General features: G+C 50.4%; 17 protein-coding genes. 12 read left to right on the top strand and 5 right to left on the bottom strand.

What is annotated here, in order from left to right; translation table 11 throughout:
* Positions 1-29: 29 nt before the first annotated feature.
* Positions 30-572 (bottom strand): glutathione peroxidase, encoded by a 543-nt coding sequence (locus H70357_RS29635; RefSeq protein WP_038596700.1) that lies wholly within the window; start codon positions 570-572, stop codon positions 30-32.
* Between the two features lie 216 nt (positions 573-788).
* Here H70357_RS29635 and H70357_RS29630 point away from each other — a divergent pair, with 216 nt between their 5' ends.
* The 8 genes from H70357_RS29630 (at position 789) to H70357_RS29595 (ending at position 10,738) form a co-directional block, all read left to right on the top strand.
* Positions 789-1,463: a Na-translocating system protein MpsC family protein gene (locus H70357_RS29630; RefSeq protein ID WP_038596697.1), complete on the top strand. Its 675-nt coding sequence runs from the start codon at positions 789-791 to the stop codon at positions 1,461-1,463.
* A 143-nt stretch (positions 1,464-1,606) separates the two neighbouring features.
* Entirely contained in the window at positions 1,607-1,996 is a 390-nt protein-coding gene (locus H70357_RS29625; protein ID WP_038596695.1) for a response regulator, read from the top strand.
* Between the two features lie 216 nt (positions 1,997-2,212).
* Entirely contained in the window at positions 2,213-3,208 is a 996-nt protein-coding gene (locus H70357_RS29620; RefSeq protein WP_038596694.1) for a phosphotransferase enzyme family protein, read from the top strand.
* A gap of 153 nt (positions 3,209-3,361) precedes the next feature.
* Positions 3,362-5,623 carry a PAS domain-containing sensor histidine kinase gene (locus H70357_RS29615; protein ID WP_052092325.1) on the top strand — a complete coding sequence of 754 codons (2,262 nt, stop codon included), beginning with the start codon at positions 3,362-3,364 and terminating at the stop codon, positions 5,621-5,623.
* Between the two features lie 492 nt (positions 5,624-6,115).
* Positions 6,116-7,192: a bifunctional 3-deoxy-7-phosphoheptulonate synthase/chorismate mutase gene (locus tag H70357_RS29610; protein WP_038596692.1), complete on the top strand. Its 1,077-nt coding sequence runs from the start codon at positions 6,116-6,118 to the stop codon at positions 7,190-7,192.
* Between the two features lie 194 nt (positions 7,193-7,386).
* Positions 7,387-8,841 (top strand): SulP family inorganic anion transporter, encoded by a 1,455-nt coding sequence (locus H70357_RS29605; protein WP_038596690.1) that lies wholly within the window; start codon positions 7,387-7,389, stop codon positions 8,839-8,841.
* Positions 8,842-8,949: 108 nt separating this feature from the next.
* Positions 8,950-9,795: a hypothetical protein gene (locus tag H70357_RS29600; protein ID WP_038596688.1), complete on the top strand. Its 846-nt coding sequence runs from the start codon at positions 8,950-8,952 to the stop codon at positions 9,793-9,795.
* Between the two features lie 112 nt (positions 9,796-9,907).
* Positions 9,908-10,738, top strand: a complete 831-nt coding sequence (locus H70357_RS29595) for a prohibitin family protein (RefSeq protein WP_038596686.1) — start codon at positions 9,908-9,910, stop codon at positions 10,736-10,738.
* Between the two features lie 95 nt (positions 10,739-10,833).
* Here the strand turns inward: H70357_RS29595 and H70357_RS29590 are convergent, their stop codons facing one another.
* Together H70357_RS29590 and H70357_RS29585 are read right to left on the bottom strand one after the other, a co-directional pair.
* Positions 10,834-11,838, bottom strand: coding sequence for a ketoacyl-ACP synthase III (locus H70357_RS29590; protein ID WP_038596683.1), 1,005 nt, complete (start codon positions 11,836-11,838; stop codon positions 10,834-10,836).
* Between the two features lie 9 nt (positions 11,839-11,847).
* Entirely contained in the window at positions 11,848-12,189 is a 342-nt protein-coding gene (locus tag H70357_RS29585; RefSeq protein ID WP_038596681.1) for a hypothetical protein, read from the bottom strand.
* Between the two features lie 284 nt (positions 12,190-12,473).
* On the opposite strand from H70357_RS29585, the gene deoC reads away from it, so the two are divergent.
* The gene (deoC, locus tag H70357_RS29580) at positions 12,474-13,151 is read left to right on the top strand and encodes a deoxyribose-phosphate aldolase (RefSeq protein ID WP_038596679.1); all 678 of its coding nucleotides are present in this window, start codon (positions 12,474-12,476) and stop codon (positions 13,149-13,151) included.
* A 180-nt stretch (positions 13,152-13,331) separates the two neighbouring features.
* On the opposite strand, the gene H70357_RS29575 is transcribed toward deoC, so the two are convergent.
* Positions 13,332-14,612: a glycoside hydrolase family 125 protein gene (locus H70357_RS29575; protein WP_038596676.1), complete on the bottom strand. Its 1,281-nt coding sequence runs from the start codon at positions 14,610-14,612 to the stop codon at positions 13,332-13,334.
* A gap of 28 nt (positions 14,613-14,640) precedes the next feature.
* Entirely contained in the window at positions 14,641-17,394 is a 2,754-nt protein-coding gene (locus H70357_RS29570) for an alpha-mannosidase (protein WP_038596674.1), read from the bottom strand.
* Positions 17,395-17,751: 357 nt separating this feature from the next.
* On the opposite strand from H70357_RS29570, the gene H70357_RS29565 reads away from it, so the two are divergent.
* From H70357_RS29565 to H70357_RS29555, 3 genes are read left to right on the top strand one after another with little or no spacing between them, the layout of a single operon-like run.
* The gene (locus H70357_RS29565; RefSeq protein WP_038596672.1) at positions 17,752-18,702 is read left to right on the top strand and encodes an ABC transporter permease; all 951 of its coding nucleotides are present in this window, start codon (positions 17,752-17,754) and stop codon (positions 18,700-18,702) included.
* Positions 18,703-18,718: 16 nt separating this feature from the next.
* Entirely contained in the window at positions 18,719-19,630 is a 912-nt protein-coding gene (locus tag H70357_RS29560; protein ID WP_038596669.1) for a carbohydrate ABC transporter permease, read from the top strand.
* A 38-nt stretch (positions 19,631-19,668) separates the two neighbouring features.
* On the top strand, positions 19,669-21,279 hold the full coding sequence (locus tag H70357_RS29555) for an extracellular solute-binding protein (protein WP_038596666.1): 1,611 nt from the start codon (positions 19,669-19,671) through the stop codon (positions 21,277-21,279).
* Positions 21,280-21,434 lie beyond the last annotated feature (155 nt).

The following is a 21,434-nucleotide window of genomic DNA, read 5'->3' as shown; positions in this document are numbered from 1 at the left end:
ATTAGCAGGCACTATGCAGCTGAACTATTTTACAGCAGTTCCTGAATGGCCGGCTCAATGTCCAGCGGATCGCTGTAGGATTCAAAACGCTTCACAACTTGGCCTTTACGGTCAATAAGGAACTTGGTGAAATTCCATTTCACTTCGTCATCAGCCAGAGTTGCAGGCTCACGCTCCTGAAGCATGGCATGCAGCAGCTTCCCGCTGGCATTGCTTTCATCAAAGCCTTCAAAGCCCGCCTGACCGGTCAGATAGTGAAACAGGGGATGTTTATTTTCGCCTTTCACATCAACCTTCTCAAATAGGGGGAAGCTAACTCCGTAGTTAATTTGACAGAAGACGTCTACTTCTTCGTTGGTTCCGGGTTCCTCCCCGAATTGGTTGCTGGGAAATCCCAGAATTTGAAATCCGTCATCCTGATATTTCTCATAGAGCTTCTGAAGGTCGGAATATTGGGGAGTGAACCCGCATTTGCTGGCGGTATTCACAATCAGCAGGACTTTATCCTTGTATTGTTCAAGGCTGGTTTCCCTGCCCCGAATGTTGCGTGCGGTATATTGATATATGCTCATTGCTGAATCATCCTTCCGCAATATGTAATGAAATATTTTTATTAATTAAATTGTACACAATATAATTTTGTGTGTCAAATTCTGCAGTGATTTTTTTGTGTGTACGAAGCTGGCTGTTGAGATTATACTAAGGTGTACGAACCGTTCTTCAGCAGGCGGAGAGTCTCCCCATACAGTTAGACACAGACAAAAGAATATAATGCTGGAGGAAATTTGATGAGTACTACAGAACTTACTAGCCAACTTTCCAGTTACACAGGAAGACTGCTGAGAGAGCGCTTCGGGAAAGGGCCCGAATCCATTCATGCTTCTATCGGAGAGCAATGCATCGCCATGCATATCCGCAATTTTATCGGGCCTGTGGAGAGATTTTTGTTAAACAAGGAAGAGGAGCAGGCGTTCCGCTACACGCGGGAGCTCCTGATGAAATCACTGCTTCCCGAGCTTTCGGCTTACCTGAAGGACAAGATGGCTATTGAGGTCAGCGAGATTTTTTATGATTGGGGCATACATAACGCGTCAGGAATGATCGTTGCACTCATCAAGCACAGCGGAGTGGCTGTCGACGATTATGCCGGGCGTGAAGAAGTCCATGCCCAGATCAATGAAGTGAGCAGGAAAGTGCAGAAGGAACCGGAATTTACCGACTCCTGGTGGCTTGGCCCGCGCACTCTGATCATCAAGCGTGAGGGAATTCTGATTCCTCTGGAGAAGGAACTGATTGGCCTCGGCTATGAGAATACACTCAAAACAACGAAACGCAAAATGGAAAAACGTTATTTGGAGGATACCACCACAATTGCGCCGATGCTTGGCAAGGAGCTGTCTGACATTTATGTGGATTGGGATTTCGACAAGGATACCAGTGTGATAGCATATACTTTTCAATAAACATCATAGATGAGGTGGAAATGGGTCGGACATGCAAATGAGCCGAACATGAGCCGGAGAAGGGGGAGATGACCCTTTCTTCGGCTTTTTTATTTTCTCTGACTAGGTATATTGCGCATTAAACATTTAGGGGGACTTGATGAATGGGGGCATACAAGCAGACGGTGCTCTATGTAGAAGATAATGAGCTCAACATGGATTTAATGCATCATATTTTCAAAAGAAATCTGCCCTCCGTATTACTGCTGAAAGCTGATACGGCGGAGCTTGGTCTGCAGATTGCCAGACAGAAGCTGCCGGATCTGATTATTTTGGATATCGGCTTGCCCGACCTGAGTGGTTATGAGGCATTGGAATCTTTGAAGTCGAAAGAGGAGACCCGGCATATCCCGGTTTTGGCGATTAGCGCCTTTGCCCAGAGATTGGATATTGAGCGGGCCAAAGGTGCAGGTTTTGCCGGGTATATTACGAAGCCCTTTCAGGTCAAAGCCGTTACGGAAACTGTTGAAGCTTTGTTAACAGGGGGTTCCTGACACCGGACCGGGATTAGAGCAAGGGTGTACAGTCAAAGGTGGGGCACTGGGGAGAACTCCGCCGGAAGGCCGGTTTGCCGGCGAAAAGCCGTTCTATAAGGATTATTACGAAGCCGCTTTGTTAAGGGCTTCTTTGTATTTAACTGTTCTTGCCCGCGTATCCGGGATTAAACCTATGATAAACTAAAAGGAAAATGCAGGAACGGTGATTATATTATGGAATCTGAATTTGTGGACGATTTGATGCATCATGCAGAAGAAGTGCTTGCGCTTTATTCTATCTCAGAACCAGCAATTGAATTTATTAGACATAATGAAAATATGACGTTTAAGGTAACAGATACAAGCGACGACAAACAGTATTTGCTGCGCATACATAAACCTGCAACAGCAGGTCTGTTTGGTATACAACATACGCTTGAAGGCTTAAAGTCAGAAATGTACTTACTTCAGGGATTATCCCAAAAGAACAGCCTGCGGGTGCAGAAACCCTCTGTTAACCGTGCGGGCCAGTTTGTTTCAGAATATACAGCCAATGAATTTGGCCCCTGTTACGCAACCTTACTGGAGTGGATAGAGGGTTCAACGCTTACTTTGCAGGAAGACAACATAGGGCAGATTGCTTTTGCATTAGGGGAGAAGCTGGCGGATCTGCATCATTTTTCACGGGAATCCGCACTGCCGGCGCTAACCAGACCTGTATATGATGCAGCGAGAATAGATAGTGCGATTGAGGAACTTAAATATGGAATTGAAGCCAGCCTGTACAGTCAAGAGCACTATGAGATCATTAGGGAGGTTCTGGAATATGTAAAGGGACAACTGAGGGATTTGGATGCTCAACAAGAGTGGGGGCTCATACATGCCGATGTTCAACTTGGGAATGTCATTATTACGAATGAGGGTCCCTGTTATATAGACTTTGGATTGTTCGGTTATGGCTATTACCTATTTGACCTGGGCAGCGCATCTTCCATCCTTCCAAGCGAATTAAGGCAAACCCTATTGCTGGGTTATGCTTCAAGGTCCACTTTCACTTTTGATCAGGTACGGTATATTGAAGGATTGATTTTTATGGATATATTTATCAGCTATCTGTTTTTTATTCATGACCCTGACCGGAATGGCTGGATTAAAGAGGACGCAGCAAAAGTATGCGATACCCTGTGCAGGGATTTTCTTGCCGGAAAAGAAGTTTACTATTCATTCTAAGACCTGCGGAAAGTGAATATCTAATGCCTTGAATTTTATAGCTGAAAAAGCGGGAATAACATTTGACTTTCGCCCGATTATACAAGATATTTATATTGAAGTTTTAAAATAAGTGAATTTCACTCAATACTCCACAAACGGGCGGTGGATCAGATGTTAAGACAGCATGCGGAGGTATATTCCCGCTTTGGACAGGCGTACAAAACGGGAAAGGTTGGAGTAGCTTTTCTTTCTATGGATGAAAAATGGACCCGTATAAATCCCGCGGTAGTTTTGATGCTGGGGTATTCGGAGGAACAGCTCCTGGAGCATGAATTCGGTGAGTTTCTGCATAATGATTCTTTGGCGGTGTATAAAAAGATGATGGGGGCTCTGCAAGCAGGAGAGGCCCCCTTTTTTGAATGTGAAATTAAGCTGATCCGTGCCGCCGGCACACCGGTCCAGCTGCTTCTGCATGCTGTGCTTATCAGCGATCCTTGTACGGGGGAGAAGCTGCATTATTTAATCCATTTGGCTGAGATTCCAGAGGGGAATACCTCCGGAATCACCCCTCCTCCGAGTGATGAACTCTACCGGCTGATCGCCGCGAACATAAGGGATATTGTGTATTATTCCACTTTGGACAACATTTGCCTGTATTGTTCACCTTCGATTCAGGAGGTGCTGGGGTATGAGCCGGAGAAGCTGATTGGACGCGATATCCGCGGGCTGATTCACCATGAGGATCTTACCGTTTTGGAGCTCTCTGAGCCCATGGATGCTCAGAGCATCCAGCTGCGAATCCGCCATGCCGACGGACGATACCTCTGGATTGAATTCACCCTGCGTTTAATTGAGGATGGGAATAGCATGAGCGTGCTTGCGGTAGGCCGTGACGTAACGGAGCGCAAAGCTGTAGAGACGATGCTGCAGGAATCCATCGAGCGGTATACCTCCCTGAAAAAATATAATCATGATGCGATTATTTCCCTGGATCTGCAGGGCAATATCATAAACGGAAATGAACAAGCCTGCCAGTTGACAGGCTACACCATCCCTGAAATGGTCGGAATGAGTGTGAGTCTGATTATCGGCGCCCATCATCTGCATGATGTAATCGGTTATTGCAATGAGAACAACAGCAAGGAGCGGAATATCAATCTGATCTGGCATAAAGACGGCCATACCGTCGAAGTGCTGACAACGATCGCCCCTATCATCATCAACGAGGAGCGGGTCGGATTCTATATTATCGTGAAGGATATTACCGAGCAGAAGAAGCTGCTCATTGCCAAGGAGATTGCTGAGAATACGAACAAGGCCAAAAGCGAGTTTCTGGCGATGATGAGCCATGAGATCCGCACACCGATGAATGGGGTTCTGGGGATGACTGATCTGCTGTTGGACATGAGTGAACCGGGCTCCGTGCAGCGCGAATATCTCGATATTATCCGGCAGAGCGGTGATACGCTGCTGAATATCATCAACGATATTCTGGATTTCTCCAAGAATGAAGCGGGCAAAACAGCCCTGCACGAAGAGCCGTTTCTGCTGAGGAACTGCATGGACTCCGCGCTCGAACTGCTGCTCCTTAAGGCGGAGGCGAAGGGGTTGTACATTGAGGTTACGATGGGTGCAGAAGTGCCGGAGCATTTGATAGGCGACGCAGAGCGGCTGAAGCAGATTCTGCTCAATTTAGTCGGCAATGCAGTGAAGTTCACCTATACCGGAGGTGTCACAATAGAGGTCCGGACTGCGGCAAAGGCCGCGGATGGCGTTACGCTGCAATTCACTGTTGCTGATACCGGGATTGGTATCCCGGAAGACTCCCGGAGCCGGCTGTTTGAGCCGTTTTATCAGCTTGAGCAATTTATGTGCCGGCGTCATGAAGGAACAGGCCTGGGCCTCGCCATTACCAAACAGCTTGTTGAACTGATGGGCGGCAGCATCGCACTGGATACCGGCACAGAGAACGGTGCGGCCTTTGTATTCACTGTGGTGCTTCGCGAGGAGGACAAAGGTTCAGACGGAGAACCGGGTACCGAGTTGCCAAGCCTGGGTACGGTTGGCCGGGAGCTGCGTATTTTAGTGGCCGAAGACAATGAAATTAACCGAATCGTGCTGCGCAAAATATTGGAGAAGCGGGGCTACGCTGTTGATGTTGCGGTAGATGGACTGCAGGTAGTGGAGATGGCCGGCAGCAAGGACTATGACATTATTTTCATGGATGTGCAGATGCCGGGGATGAATGGGCTGGAAGCTACCAGGGTTATTAAACAGACGTTTCCGCAGGAGAAGCTTCCGGTAATTATTGCGGTTACGGCAAATGCGCTGAAGGGTGACCGTGAGCTTTGTCTCGAGGCCGGGATGGATGAATATATCAGCAAGCCGCTCAGAAGCGAAGCTATTTCGAATATCATCGGGAAATTTTTTTGAGGCGAAAAAACAGGCTTGGGCGCTTAATCTTATTAAAGGTTATTTTAGTTGCTTAAAGCTGCGAAGCGGTACATTGATGTCTTGCATCAGAGGATCTTATTGATTAAGATAGCATCAACCGGCGCAGAAGAAGCGCCGGCATATAACACAAATGACAATGACGAAGAGAGTAAGCGCTAGAAGCGGATCTTAACAGGGAAGGTGTGCCGGAGACTGAGAGCACCCTCATGAGACGATTAGCGCCGAAGTTCACTTCCGAGTCGGCCCCTGAAGTATTTGCTGCAGCAACTATGGGTAGGGAGGCCCGCGCCCCGCGTTATCGGGTGTAAGATAGGGTTAATCCCGGGCAGGAAATGAGCTTTCATTTTTTGTGCCGGCGGTTGTTTTTGATTAATCCTAAATAAGGGTGGTACCACGGCTCCTCGTCCCTTGCGACGGGGGGCCTTTTTGTGTTCATAGGTTGAATTAATCGAGAAGAGGGAGTGGAAGGTAATGAGCAACGTGGAATTGGATGGGCTGAGAGCCCGCCTGGATGAAATTAATGAGCAGCTGCTGGAGCTGATCTCCGAGCGTGCCCAGGTAGTTCAGGAAATTGGTGTAGTTAAAGAAAAGCAAGGCGTGCCGAAGTTCGATCCGGAACGGGAAAAACAGATGCTGGAGAAGCTGGTAGCGGGCAACAAAGGACCTTTCACAAGCGGAACGATCCGCAGCCTCTTCAAGCAAATCTTCTCCGCTTCTCTGGATTTGCAGTCTGCCGAGCACAAGAAAAGCATGCTTGTCAGCCGCAAGAGCCACAAAGAGGACACCGTTATTGTCCTGCCGGGCGATGTGACCGTCGGCGGCTTGTCATCGCTGATGGTAGCAGGCCCTTGCTCCGTAGAAAGCGAGCTGCAGACCCGTACGGTGGCCGCGGCGCTGAAAAAGGCCGGTATCCGCGTAATGCGCGGTGGAGCGTTCAAGCCCCGGACTTCGCCGTATGATTTCCAGGGCCTTGGCATGGATGGGCTGCGGATTCTCCGTGAGGCGGCTGATGAATACGGCCTGCTGACGATCAGTGAAATCGTCGATCCGGCACATCTGGAGCCGGCGCTGGACTATGTGGATATTATCCAGATCGGCGCACGCAATATGCAGAACTTTGAGCTTCTCAAGGCGGCTGGAGAACTGAATAAACCGGTTCTGCTGAAACGCGGGCTTGCTGCAACGATGGAAGAATTCCTCCATGCAGCTGAGTACATCATGTCACGCGGAAATACCCAGGTCATGCTGATCGAACGCGGTATCCGCACTTACGAGAAATGGACGCGTAATACACTGGACATCTCGGCCGTGCCGATCCTGAAGCAGGAGAGCCATTTGCCGGTGCTGGTCGATGTGACCCACTCCACTGGACGCAAGGATATCCTGATCCCTTGCGCCAAAGCGGCACTCGCCGCCGGAGCCGACGGCATCATGGTCGAGGTTCATCCCGACCCGGCGACTGCATTGTCGGATGCTGCGCAGCAGCTTAATATCGAGGAATTCAATACCTTCTTCAATGAGGTTAAGGCTTCAGGACTATACCGGTAATTTTAATCTATTGAATGGACTTGATTTTCGCAGCATATGCGAGAAAAAGACAGAAATAAACGCTTACAAGTACAGGCTGCACTTTTGTGGAGGTTATGGCGGGTCAGGTACAATAAGAAACATTGGCGTTGCACCGGCCCGGGCTGTTCGGAACAGTCCAATCAACCATAACAGAAACAGGAGGAAACAGAAGCTTGAAGCAGCTAAAATTAAATAACGGGTGGTTTTCCAATACACGGAGCGATGTTCTTTCCGGAATGACGGTGGCGATTGCACTCATTCCCGAAGCGATTGCGTTCTCGATCCTTGCCGGAGTAAGCCCGATGGTCGGTTTGTATGCCTCCTTCTGCATCGCAATTGTAACATCGTTTGCCGGAGGCAGACCGGGCATGATCTCGGCAGCCACCGGCGCAATGGCGCTGCTGGTCGGCAGTCTGGTAATCCAGCACGGAATTGAGTATCTGTTCGCAGCTACCGTATTAGCCGGAGTTTTCCAAATCGTGATGGGGATGCTCAAGCTGGGGAGATTTATTACCTTTCTTCCGCAGCCGGTCATGACCGGCTTTGTCAATGCGCTGGCTATTCTGATCTTTATGGCACAGCTTACGCATTTCAAGGGCCAAGGCTGGGTGATGTATGCCCTTGTAGCCTTGACTCTGCTCATCATCTATACGGTTCCGCGTTTCACCAAGGCGGTGCCTTCGGCGCTTGTGGCAATTATTATCGTTTCAGTGCTCAGTATTGTGCTTGATCTGGATGTGAGGACCGTGGGGGATATGGGAGAGATAACATCGGCATTGCCGCTGTTCCATCTGCCTCAGCTGCCATTTACACTGGATACGCTGCTCATTATATTGCCATATTCACTGTCACTCGCTGTGGTCGGGCTGCTGGAATCGCTGATGACGGCAACTTTAATTGACGATATAACCGGCACCGGAAGCGACAAGAACCGTGAAGCGAAGGGGCAAGGATTGGCGAACATCGTCACGGGCTTTTTCGGAGGCATGGCAGGCTGTGCGATGATCGGCCAATCGATGGTCAACATGAAATCGGGTGGACGCACCCGGCTATCCACCTTTGTGTCGGGGATATTCCTCTTGTTCCTCATCCTCGTTCTCGGTGATATCGTTAAGCAAATTCCAATGGGAGCGCTGGTAGGCGTCATGATCATGGTGTGTATCAGCACCTTTGAATGGGGCTCGCTGAAGACGCTGGCCCGCGTACCGCTAAGCGATGCGCTGGTAATGATTGTAACGGTTGTTACGGTCGTGCTAACGGATAATCTGTCCATCGGGGTGTTGTTTGGTGTTCTGCTCAGTGCCCTGACGTTTGCCTGGAAAATAGCCTCGATTTCCCTGAGCGTCCAGACATCCGCCGATATGGCCACATATGTCGTTTCCGGCCAGCTGTTTTTCGGTACAACAAGCCACTTTATTCATGAGTTTAATTATGAGGGCGATCCGGAGAACATCAGGATCGACTTCACACATTCCCATGTATGGGACCAGTCAGCGGCTGGCGCCATTGCCAAGACGATCAGCAAGTATGCGGCGTATGGCAAAACGGTTACGATTACCGGATTAAACGAGGAAAGCACACAGCTGGTAAAGCGGGTTGGCTTGTCCTTATCCGGCGGACATTCGTAAATCATATGATTCATAATTCATCTTTTTAGCAGCTTTCTCTATGGAGAAGGCTGCTATTTATATATTATAGAAGAACGGTGATATTCACGGCAGAAGAGGAGTGGAGAAATGAATCTCATCCTGAAAAGAATAACCGCAGTGCTGCTTGTGCCGCTGCTGACATTGGCATCCGGCTGCTTGCCGTCCGGCAAAGAAACTGCGGAACTCCGCGCTACAGCCGCTCCCCAGTCAACGGCAACGGCTGCAGCCGTACCCGGCGGTGGGGATGGCATATCCTCTCCGCCGCCGGAGGTAAGCTCCGATCCGGAGAACGGAGCGGGGCTGATTCCACTGGATTGGCAGCGGGTGGAAGAGGCACCCGTGCTTGAGACCTCCAAAGGGCTCCCTGCGGGCAGCAAAGTGATTTCACAGACAAGGCTGGACGATTTTGGCGGGATTCAGATAACTGTCTATACGCAGGCAGAAGATGATGACTATGTATATGCAGATTTAGACACAAGTAAGGGGCATTTCAGCCTTGGCTCCGTTGGAACATACAATTACCGTAAGGTAGAGGATATACAGGTAGAGGTGACTAATCTTTTTAAGGACCGGGTACTCAAAATCACCGGCGGCCTGGGAGCGAACAACTCGCTTAGCAATTACTACAATATAGATAATAAGGGGACACCGGCGGAAATGCTGCGAATAGACACAGGCCATACCCGGGAGCTGGATGTTGACGGCGATGGATACCGGGAAGCAGTGGCAGCACATGGAACACCGATGACCGCATATGTATACCGCTATCACAGCGGGTACGCTGAATTTATATACCTTAATGACGCCTTGCAGGCCAATTCCGTTGTGCTTAGAGACGATTTGGTCTACGAAGCCTCCGACATCGGCGGGGAGAGAACGAGAGAATACCGCATTACTCTGGAAGGAATGATTCCGGTAGCCACTTCTCCCTAATACAATATAGAATACTTCCCTGCAAAAAATTCCTTGCGACCGCTGGTGCTGCACCACCGTATAAAAGGTTAACAATACCAAGCAGAGCATAATTAGGGAGGTTTCAACAATCATGGAGATTAATCCGAAATTGAAGCAGGCTAGGCCAGGCAAACTCATAGGCATCGCGGCGGCGGTGTTGGTTCTGGGGCTAATCGCCGCCAACTCATTTGCCACCGTAGAATACGGGCATGTAGGTTTGTACAAAACCTTCGGTAAACTGAACAACAATATGCTGACACCGGGCATTCATTTGAAAATTCCCTTCTTCCAGAGTGTGATTCAGGTCAACACGCAGGTAACCAAAGCGGAGACGGACACTACGGCATCGTCCAAGGACCTTCAGCCCGTATCTACCCATGTAGCCGTTAACTATTCCGTCAGTAAAGACTCTGCCTACAATCTGATGAATAATATTGGAGGCAATTTTGATGCCGTGATCATCAACCCGGCGATTCAGGAGATTGTGAAGGAGGTAACGGCTAAATACCCCGCAGAAGATCTGATTACACGGCGTGATGCCGTGGCGGGAGAAATCAGTGGTCTGCTCACTGCACGGCTGGCCAAATATGATCTAGTCGTTAATGACATCAACATTGTCAATTTCAAATTCTCCGATGCCTTCAACCAATCGATTGAAGCGAAGCAGGTCGCCCAGCAGCAGGCGCTGAAGGCGGAGAATGATCTCCGGCGGATTGAGATAGAAGCCAAACAGAAGATTGCCCAGGCACAGGCGGAGGCCGAATCCTTAAGACTGAAGAAGCAGGAGGTTACACCTGAGCTGGTGCAGCTGAAGCAAATTGAAGTCCAGGAGAAAGCGCTGGAGAAATGGAACGGCGTACTGCCGTCGGTAACTGGCGGGGCCACGCCATTTGTGGACATTGATTCGCTGACGCAAAAGTAACCATTGGCTACGGCATAAAGAAGAGCCTTGCTCCAGAATGAGAGCAAGGCTCTTTGCATGATTTTAAGAAGATAGCTTGTCCGGTTTCCCGTTAATCAGTATTGGAAGAGCATCGTCGGAATTTGCCAGCCGGCGCCTACGGACCAGAAGAAGACATAGTCCCCGCGTTTGATCCGTCCATCCTCGACTCCACGCTGAAAGGCGATAAATGGACTGCTTGTGGCGGTATAGCCGAATTCGTCGCCAACATAGATGAATTTCTCTTCACTAAGGCCGAGCCCCTCTTGAATCAGCTCAATGTTTTTGAGTGAGAATTGGGACAGGCAGAAGGCGGAGATATCATCGGTAGTCAGGCCGTTGCGGCTCAGCAGCTCTTTAATATCGGCTATGGCCGCATCCACGCACACGGTACCGTCAAACGGCGTCCAGCGGATTCGAATCTGCTCTGCTGTTATATCTTCGCGATAGATGTTAGACAATCCGCATGCTGGAAACATAATGTTCTCGCAGCCTTCGGAATCTGTATAGTACAAGGAATCTGTAAATCCCCCAGCTTCACTGCTCCGCTCCAGAATAACGGCGGCTGCCGCATCTCCAAAGTTAGGATAGGTGATTTCATCGTCCGTATTGCAGTTGACCGAGCTGTAGTCGCTCCCTGTGATCAGCGCATAACGGATGCTTGGGTTCGACTGCATGTAACGGCTCGCCTGTTCAACAGCCGCTACCATACCGGCGCAATTAGCATTGGAATCCAGAGTAATGGTGCGATGCTTGCATTGCAGTTTGTTGTGCAGCAGCAGGGCATTGGTAGGATAAGTATACTCCGGTGTCTGTGAAGCGAACACAATCATATCGAGATCTTCACTTTGCAGACCGGCATCCTCAAGCACCTTCTGTGCCGCCTTTAATCCCATCGTCAGCGAATTTTCATTTTCGTCCTTGATAATGTATCTATTCTTGCGGCCCATCACTTCGAGGAACCGCTTGATGTCCTTCCCCATTTGCGCGAAATGATCAAGGTAATAATCATTGCCAACAATGTGCTGTGGATGGTAGTACGCGGCATTGCGGATTCTAATGTTTTCTCCGGTATGTTTCATCAGGTTCACCTACACTTCGATAATTTCATAGTTTGCCAGTTTTGTGGAGCGAGCCACCCGGCTAAGCTGCATTTTCAGCACCGGACTTTTGGCGATCGTGAAGACTACTTTTTTGAACCCGGATTGTTGGTACAGAATATAGCATTGCTCCAGCATAGGCAGCACATCCGGAGAAGAAACATTCAGCGTAGTGCAGTCCAGGACAATCTCATATTCAGTAGGGTCAAACTTGCTTACGGTTTGATTATATTCCTGAATAAACCGTCCTGCGTCCTCCTCTGACATGGTTCCTTCGACTTGTACATCTAGTTTGTGCTCTTTGGTGTTCGTTGCGAATTTAAAACTACCCATCTGTCCAAACATCTCCTTCTACAAAATAGTTGTGAAATCAATCCAGAAAAATATGGAAACCAATAATTCCATATAATTATTATCGTTGTTTTGAAAAGGTTTATTTAGCATAATTAAACTTTTTATTTTTTTATATTTATAAAATAGAGGTTAATCCATTCCGCGGAGAGGTACATAGAAGCATATTGAAAGGTGCAGATCGTTCTCCCTCGCCTTTCCAAAGCGTTCTTCTATTGGTATGATTACAGGGTATGAGAATATCTACTGCTATGGAGGAATTAATAATGAGTGAAATTACACTATCCGGGATCATTGATCATACGCTGCTGAAGGCGGATGCACGGAAAGAAGATATCATCAAGTTGGCGGAAGAGGCCAAAGCCTATAAGTTCGCCTCAGTCTGCGTAAATCCAGCATGGGTATCTGTTGCCCATGAAGTCTTGAAAGATACACCTGAGGTAAAAGTATGCACGGTTATCGGCTTCCCGTTAGGCTCTTCAACGCCGGAAACAAAGGCCTTTGAAACAACCGATGCAATAGCAAAAGGCGCAGGTGAAGTCGATATGGTGATCAACATCGGCGCTTTGAAGGATGGCAATGATGAATTGATGAAGCGTGATATCTCTGCTGTTGTTGATGCAGCCCGCGGCAAAGCATTAACCAAAGTCATTATCGAGGCTTGCCTGCTGAGCGATGAGGAGAAGGTCCGTGCCTGCAAGCTTGCTGTTGAAGCGGGAGCAGATTATGTGAAGACTTCGACCGGATTTTCCACCGGAGGAGCCACCAAGGAAGATATCGCACTGATGCGTGCGGCAGTCGGTCCGGACATCGGCGTCAAAGCATCCGGCGGTGTGCGCAGCGCAGAGGATGCCCTTGTTATGGTTGGAGCCGGAGCGACAAGAATCGGTACCAGTGGCGGCGTGGCTATTGCCAAAGGCGAACAGAGCCAAAGCAGCTATTAAAGTTCATGCAGTCCAGCTACTCCAGCTACAAAAAACCGGCTGCGCCACCCTTGTATAAAGGACGGCGCAGCCGGTTTTTTTCTAAAGGCAGGACTCGATTCTATAATTCACATCATTAACTAGGGTTGTGTTTTCCGCTGCAATATCCATTGAAGGAAGGTACGACTGGTGCAGCTCAGACTAGACCAGTCCTTTGTCCATCGCTTTGCTGATCAGGGTGGCGAACAGGCTGTTGGACCAGGCGAACCACTCGCGCGAGAAATCGGCGGGATCGTCAGGGTGGAAGCCTTCGTGCATATATCCGGTATCCGCATCGGTCCGTATAAGCATATCAATCAGTTCTTTGATCTCCTTATCATTGTCTGCCGTCAGCGCCTGCATGGACAGCGCCATATGCCAAACATAACCTCCCGGCGTATGCGGACTGCCGATCCCTTTGGCATGTTTACCTTCGAAATAGAAAGGGTTGTCGAAGCTGAGCGCAAACCGGCGGGTGTTCTGATAAATTTCATCCTCCACACCCACATAACCAATATAAGGAATGGACATCAGTCCCGGCGTGCCGGCATCATCCATCAGGGAATAATTGCCGTAGCCGTCTGTTTCATAGGCGTAGATTCTGCCGTATTTCGGGTGGTTTACAATTCCGTAGGTACGGATGCCGAAGTCAATTTCCTTGCGCAGCTTTGCAGCCCGGGCCGCCAGTCTTTCGTCCTTGTACACCTCGCTTGCGATCTCGCGGATATACCCCAGAATCACCACGGCGAACATATTTGAGGGAATATTGTAGCCGAATTCGCAGCTGTCATCGCTTGGACGGAAGCCGGACCAGCTCATGCCGGTGTAATTGACGGGCATGCCGCGTCCGTTGTTGTACAAAGTCTCCGTATCCTGAAGCGTCTGCCGGATGAAATGGTACGGCGATTTTTCCCCGTGATACTGCTCCGTTTCTATAACGTTCACGATGGAGGTCAGCGCCTGGTAGCAGGCGGTATCGAAGATGTCGGTCTGCTCCGCTTCCTTCCAGTACATGTAAGCCAGTTGTACGACGAAGCAGAGGGAGTCCAGCTCGTATTTACGCTCCCACATCCACGGATTCAGATTGCAGTCGTCGGTGTCCCGGTAATGCTTGTCGCTTGCTGTTTCGTTGAAGGCATTGGTATACGGATCGATATTGACATAGAACATCTGCCGGGCAATCAGGCCGCGGAGAGTCCGCTGAAGCTCAGGATCATTTTTGGCAAAAGGAATATAATGGCGCACCTGTTCAGTGGAATCACGCAGCCACATGGCCGGAATATCCCCCGTGAATACGAAGGTAGTGCCGTCATCAAGCAGTCTGGTTGTAGTCTCGAGCGTATTCGGAAAACAGTTACGGAACAGTTTTTGCAATTTCGGATGGTGAGCGAGCCGTTCGTCGGCTTCATTCAGATACTGGGTAATGGAAGCTGGCAGGTTCATAGTCTAACTCCTCCTGGTATGGTTGATATTAGGGTTGTAACGGTTGCAGCGCATAGGTGACAATTTGGGCTTTGCTGACGGAACTGCGAAGGATTCCTTCGTCGGATGCTTCCCTGTGTTTCCGCCGCTCCAGAATATCACTGGCGTATGCAGCCTGTACGGGAAAATGAGCCTTAAACGTAAAATCCTGCTCCCTGTGCGCCAGATTATACCACCGCAGGACAACGTCCTCATTTGCTTCGGACATTTTGAATGCGGAGAGGGCCAGTGTGCGGCCTTGCCACTCCAGCGGCTGATACTCGGCAGGCAAGGAGCCCTGCTGCCAGCCGGTCTGGGCAGTGAACCATGGGGCCTGATATTGATAGGCCCAGGCAAAAGCCTCCGGCTCGGCAGCATCTCCGGCATAAGGACGAACCGCAAATTCTACGGTATGCTCACCCAGGCACTGGGCTTCCGGTGTAGGGAACACACCCCAGTCCCCCAGCTCCGACACACTGCGCAGCAGGGTCACAGCAATGGTATTCCTCCTGTCGCGCAGGACCTCGTATTCATTCAGTCCTTTGTTGACGATCATAAGTCCGGCGCTGCCATCCGACACACTGACAAAAGCCTGCTGATGCTGGGCGTTGCTTGGATTAATCCAATCGGAAGCCGGAGCAATATCGCGCTTCGCCGCTTCAAATATGGAATCGGCCAGAAGGGTGGAGGCGGCAAGTCTAGTAGGGAAGAGGACGCGCAGCCGGTGGTCCATGGCCTGATTATTAAACTTGGCAGAGACCTGAATGCCGGTCCCTGCAGCCTCAAGGCTGATCCGGGTCACGATCCGCAGCGGCACTTTCTCCGAGGAACGGCCTGCCTTGCGCTGCCGGAACGGAACCATTTTGCGTTTCTCTTCCGCGAACGCAGCATCGGCGGAAGCCGGGATTTCCCATTCATGGACGATTTCGTAGGTAATGCGGTAGGGTTCATGCTCGGCAAGAGAGATCCGGGCCGTGAGGCCACGGGTAGTCAGCGGTACATCGCCCTCCGGCTGACGGAACACATACTCATTCCCCACATCGCCGCAGTTCTCATAGACGCCGAGTCCCTTAAAGACTTTACCGGTATGCTTGTCCGTTACATCATAGGAGCCGTCCTCCCGGATCCCAATAGCGAGGAAGTCGTTGGCCATTCCCTGTTCCATGAGTCTTAGTGGACTGGCAGCAGCTTCGGTACGGACATCCGGTGACTGTATCCAGGCATATGTTTTGTAGCCGAGCGGTGGTACCTGTGCGGCCTCGAAGGTCAGACGGAGTTTGCGGGCCATATAAGGCTTGCGGAATTGGTCGTCCGGCAGCTCATAGCCGAACTGGGTGCCCAGATCTTCCGCCCGGCAGGAAATGCTCCGCCCTTCACTGTCCAGCAGCCGGCCGTTGCCCAGATCAAGCGGCAGCCGGTCCAGCGCCTCGGCAATCGCCGCCGGGTTCGGCCCTTCCTTGAAATAGCGTTTGGCGGCAATGATCTCCACACTTACCGTACCGCTGCGTTCCCAGCCTGTGGTATTGAAGACGGCTGCCGGAATGGCGGATTCTCCCCAGGAAGCCGTGTTTGCAGTACCGATCACTCCGGTTATAGCCTTCAGGCTTTCTTCAATAATGGCTTCACCCACATGTCTGCTCTTCTCGAAGCGTCCAATCATTTCGCGGTGAACCTCATCCATGCTGCAGCCGCAGATGCTGTCATGCGGATGATTCTGCATCAGGGTCTTCCAGGCGTAGGTTAGCAATGCATGGGGGTAAGCCTTCCCGCTGACCAGATAAGCCAGTGTAGCCAGAGGCTCGGCGCCCTTCTCCAGCAGGGTCTGCCCCCGCTGGTTCATCTGCTTCAGGTAGACGCGGGCGGAAGCGGTGTTCACAAGCGTGCCCCAGCCGTCGGTGTGCTGGCTGCGCAGCTCGCCGTTCACGGTCACGAGATCTTCAGGCAGCGAGGGCTTAAGCGCCTGCAAATACTGCTCGAAGCTGGAATGGACGAAATCCACATCCGGATACAGCTCCCTGGCGGTCTCCAGGGCATCGGCGAGATTGCGCTGCACAGGCTGATGATCACAGCCGTTCATGAATAGCAGCTCCGGGGTGGAGGCATATTTACCGGCATCGGCAAGCTTTTTGTCCCAGAAGGCCGTGGCCTCCTGCGCCTCCACAGGCACCTCGTTACCGTTGCTGTACCAGTTCGCGAAGAGCAGTCCAAGCACGCTTGAGCCGTCGGGAGACTCCCAGAACATTTCGGAATAAGGTGATTCATAGCTTGCACTGTTCAGCTCACCGACCATATTGTCAAAGCCAGTCGGCTTCACACCGCGTCCGAACACTGCAGTCTCAATATCTGCCTGCCGGAGCAGCTGCGGCGCTTGTCCCATATTGCCAAAGGAATCCGGAAAATAGCCCAGCTTGGAGATGACGCCATACTTGGCCGCATCCTGATGGCCGATCAGCAGATTGCGGACATTGGCTTCCGAGCTCGTCAGGAATTCATCCTGAAGCACATACCAGGGTCCGATGACAATGCGTCCTTCACGGATGAATTGCTCCAGGATTTCTCTTTTCTCAGGATGCACCTGAAGATAGTCTTCAATAATAATGGTCTGTCCGTCCAGGTGGAAATAACGGTAGCGTTCGTCCTTCTCCAGGGTCTCCAGCAGTTCATTCATCAGCTTCGCCAGCAGAGCATGATGACGCTCGTAAGGCATGTACCATTCCCGGTCCCAATGCGTGTGGGAGATCAGGTGGGCGGTTGTACGGGTCATAACAGAAACCTCCTATATCGTCAGTCAATCATTTAGTCAGGCATTCGTAGCAAATGTTTGCATACCTGTCCTGTGATCACAATATGTAACTTTTGCAGCCCGGAGGGAGGTTCATAATTCACACATTTCAGGCGGTGGGCCATATGAAGGTGACAATAGCAGAGCAGGCCGGAAAGTGCCGCAGTAGTGCGGTTTTACACTCCCTTAACATGACAATGCAGAACCTACATATTTACGATGTCAGCTTAGTTTCACTACAATTTGTGTTGTAAGCGTTAGCAAGAGTTGCATTGTGAAGAATGCGAAGCAGCTATACGACTTAATGTTACGTAAACTAACATAGAGAGGAGTGAAAGAATGAAGGGGAGTAACGCTGCGGTATCCGGAAGTCCTTCATTGAAGAACAAGTCCCTTGGCAAAAGGATCTGGAAAAACTGGGAGCTTTATCTGTTCATGCTTCCCGCATTACTGTATTTCTTCGTTTTTCATTATGGTCCGATGTACGGCATCCAGATTGCTTTTAAGAACTTCGTGCCTTCCAAAGGAATCACGGGCAGTGAATGGGTTGGTTTTGACCATTTCGAACGGTTCTTCAATTCCTATTTTTTCTGGGATTTGCTCTGGAACACCTTCAGCATCAGCTTCTATGAACTTGCGATCGGGTTTCCGCTGCCGATTATTCTGGCGCTGGCCTTCAATGAGGTCCGCAACGGTCCGTTCAAAAAAACAGTCCAGACGGTCACCTATGCACCGCATTTCATTTCTGTAGTTGTCATGGCGGGGATGATCATTACCTTTTTATCACCCTCTATCGGAATGATTGTGCGGGTCATTGAGTTCCTCGGATTTCAGCCTGCACAGTTTCTGACCGATCCGGCCTGGTTCAAGACGGTGTATGTCTTCTCGGGCGTCTGGCAGAGCACGGGGTGGGGGACCATTATTTACCTTGCGGCCCTGTCGGGCGTAGACCCCCAGCTGCATGAAGCGGCTATAGTGGATGGAGCGAGCCGGCTCAAACGGGTGCTGCATATCAATCTGCCGACAATTGTGCCCACGATTACGATCATGCTGATCTTGAATATGGGTAATATTCTCGGCCTTGGCTTCGAGAAAATTCTGCTGCTGCAGAACTCGCTCAATATGGAAGCTTCCGATGTAATCTCCACCTATGTATACCGCGCCGGCCTGGTGAACGCCCAATACAGTTTCTCAACAGCTGTCGGATTGTTCAACTCGGTGGTCAACGTCATTCTGCTGGTTACCGTCAACCGGATTGCCAAACGCACCAGTGAGAACAGCCTCTGGTAGAAAGGAGTTGAAGTCTATGGTTACTGCAATGAAAGAATCCAGGGGGGATAAGCTGTTTCTGATCAGCACCTATATTTATTTATGTCTTGCACTGGTGGTTGTCCTTTATCCGCTGATCTATATTCTCAGCGCTTCAATCAGCTCCCCGCAGGATGTCAATTCGGGGGCCATGTGGCTGTTTCCGAAGAATGTGACTCTGGACGGCTACAGGCTTGTTTTTGAGAACCCTAAGATATGGAATGGTTATTTGAACACAATTATCTACACGGCGGCAGGCACCCTGCTCAATCTCGCCGTTACCCTGCCGGCCTCTTATGCGCTCAGCAGATCTGATTTTGTCGGACGCCAGCTGTTTATGGGCATCATTCTGTTCACGATGTTCTTCAGCGGCGGACTGGTGCCGACGTATCTGCTGGTCAAGAACCTGGGCCTCATTAATAGTATGGGTGCTTTGATACTGCCGGTGGCCGCTTCAGTCTGGAACATTGTCGTGGCCCGCACATTTTTTCAGACGACCATCCCTAAGGAGCTGCAGGAAGCGGCGCACATTGACGGCTGTACCAATCTGAAGCTGTTCATCCGCATTATTTTGCCGCTATCCGCACCGATTGTAGCCGTTATGGCCTTGTTCTATGGTGTAGGCCACTGGAACAGTTATTTTCCGTCCCTGATCTATTTGAATGATGAAGCCAAGTATCCGCTGCAGATGGTTCTGCGTCAGATCCTTGTCCTTCAGGAAATGTCGGCCGAAACCACGGGTGCCGCGATTAACAGCGAGGTGGCGATGGCCATGAATTCGAAGGCAGAAACGGCATCGCTGATCAAATATGGAGTCATTGTCGTCTCCACCCTGCCCATTGTGGCTGTCTATCCGTTCCTGCAGCGTTACTTTGTCCAAGGGGTCATGATTGGCTCTGTCAAAGGGTAAGTGTATAAAATCTAATGATAATAAGGGAGGAATCATCTATGCAGACCACACGTAAACCATGGAAGCTTCTGCTGTCTTCGGCTGTGATCCTGACACTGCTGGCAGGCTGCGGCAATTCGAAAGAAGGGGCAGCGAACAGCGGTACCGCAGAAGTCACTGTGAGCAAGGAAGGATTTCCGATTGTAAGTGAACCCGTTACGTTAACGATGCTGGCACCGGATGTAGGGATTCAGAACTGGGAGAATATGGCTGTGCTTCAGCAGATGCAGGAGCTTACCGGCATTACGCTGGAATACCAGAATGCGCCGAAGGACAGCTTTGAGACCAAAAAGAATCTGGTGTTTGCGAGCGGGGATTACCCGGATATTTTTTATGCTGCCGGTCTGACGACTGCAGAACAGATGAATTATGGAGAACAGGGTATCCTGATTCCCCTGGAGGATCTGATTGATGAATATGCCCCGAACTTCAAGGCGCTGCTGGAGGAGAATCCCGATGTCCGCAAGTCGATTACAGCACCGGACGGGCATATCTATTCCTTGCCGGTGGTGGAGCTCAGCCAGCACTGGTACCGCAACCCGATGTGGTATAACGGGGATTTCCTGAAGGCGCTGAATATTGACAAGCTTCCTGAAACGACCGAAGAGCTGTATACCTATCTGAAGCGTGTGAAGGAGGAAGATCCGAACGGCAACGGCGTCGCAGACGAAATTCCCATCTCCTCGGTGACGACAACCGCAGCGAATCTCCGCGATATCCGCACATGGCTGCTGGGCGCTTTCGGCATTTATGAGGAAGAAATCTACGTGGATGACAACGACACGGTGCATTATACACCGCTTGAGGAAGGCTTTAAGGAGTATTTGACCTATATGAACCGTCTGTGGTCCGAAGAGCTGCTGGATCAAGAGAGCTTCTCGCAGACCGCAGAGCAGAAAAAGGCCAAAGCGCAGGATAACCGCGTTGCCCTGTTCTCCGACTGGCATGCTTATATGACTAAAGGCGGAGAGCCTTCGACGGCAGATCCGATGTTCGCGCCGGTTCACAGCGAATCGGTTGCCGCCCCGGCGATTGCCAAGAACAGAGGGATTACTACCGGCGCGTTCGCCATCTCCGAGAGCAACCCGCAGCCTGAAGCTTCCATCCGTTGGGTAGATTATCTGTATTCCTATGAAGGCGCGCTGTTCTTCAATAAAGGGCCGGAGGGAACACTCTGGAATTACACTGATAAAGAAAATAGAGTCAAGGAGTACCTGCCTGTACCGGACGGCAAGGAAATGGAAGATTACCGGGCGACCTTGACGCCTAACTACGGAATCCCGGCCCCAACCCTCTCCATGGATGATATCAACAAGGGTCTGAAGACGGACTTTGACCTTTGGGTGGAGCAGGAGACTAAGCAAAAGCTTCTCGATAAGGGAGCGCGGATTCCGTTCCCGGCCTTGTTCCTCACCGTGGAAGAGCAGACCGAAATCAGCAGTCTGAATTCGGATCTGAGCACGTATGTGAAGCAGATGGAAGCGAAGTTCATCACCGGTGCCGAGCCGCTCTCCGGCTGGGATAATTATGTGGCGACTGTCAAGAAAATGGGCGGTGAGCGTGTGGCCGAGATCAATCAGGCTGCATATGACCGCTGGAAATCCAACTAATTCAGGTCTCTATCCTGAAATAACAGTGTCCATACTAAGGACATTGTTATGGAAGCCTCGAATTTGGCGAAGCCAAATTGAGGGCTATCTTCTTCGGAATTTCATCCTCTGAAGTGCCGCCAAAGAGCGGCATGATTGTCTATTGCAGAAAGGTG

The sequence above is a fragment of the Paenibacillus sp. FSL H7-0357 genome (assembly GCF_000758525.1).
Taxonomy (GTDB): Bacteria; Bacillota; Bacilli; order Paenibacillales; family Paenibacillaceae; genus Paenibacillus_AQ.
This window is presented reverse-complemented; position numbering and strand designations above follow the sequence as displayed.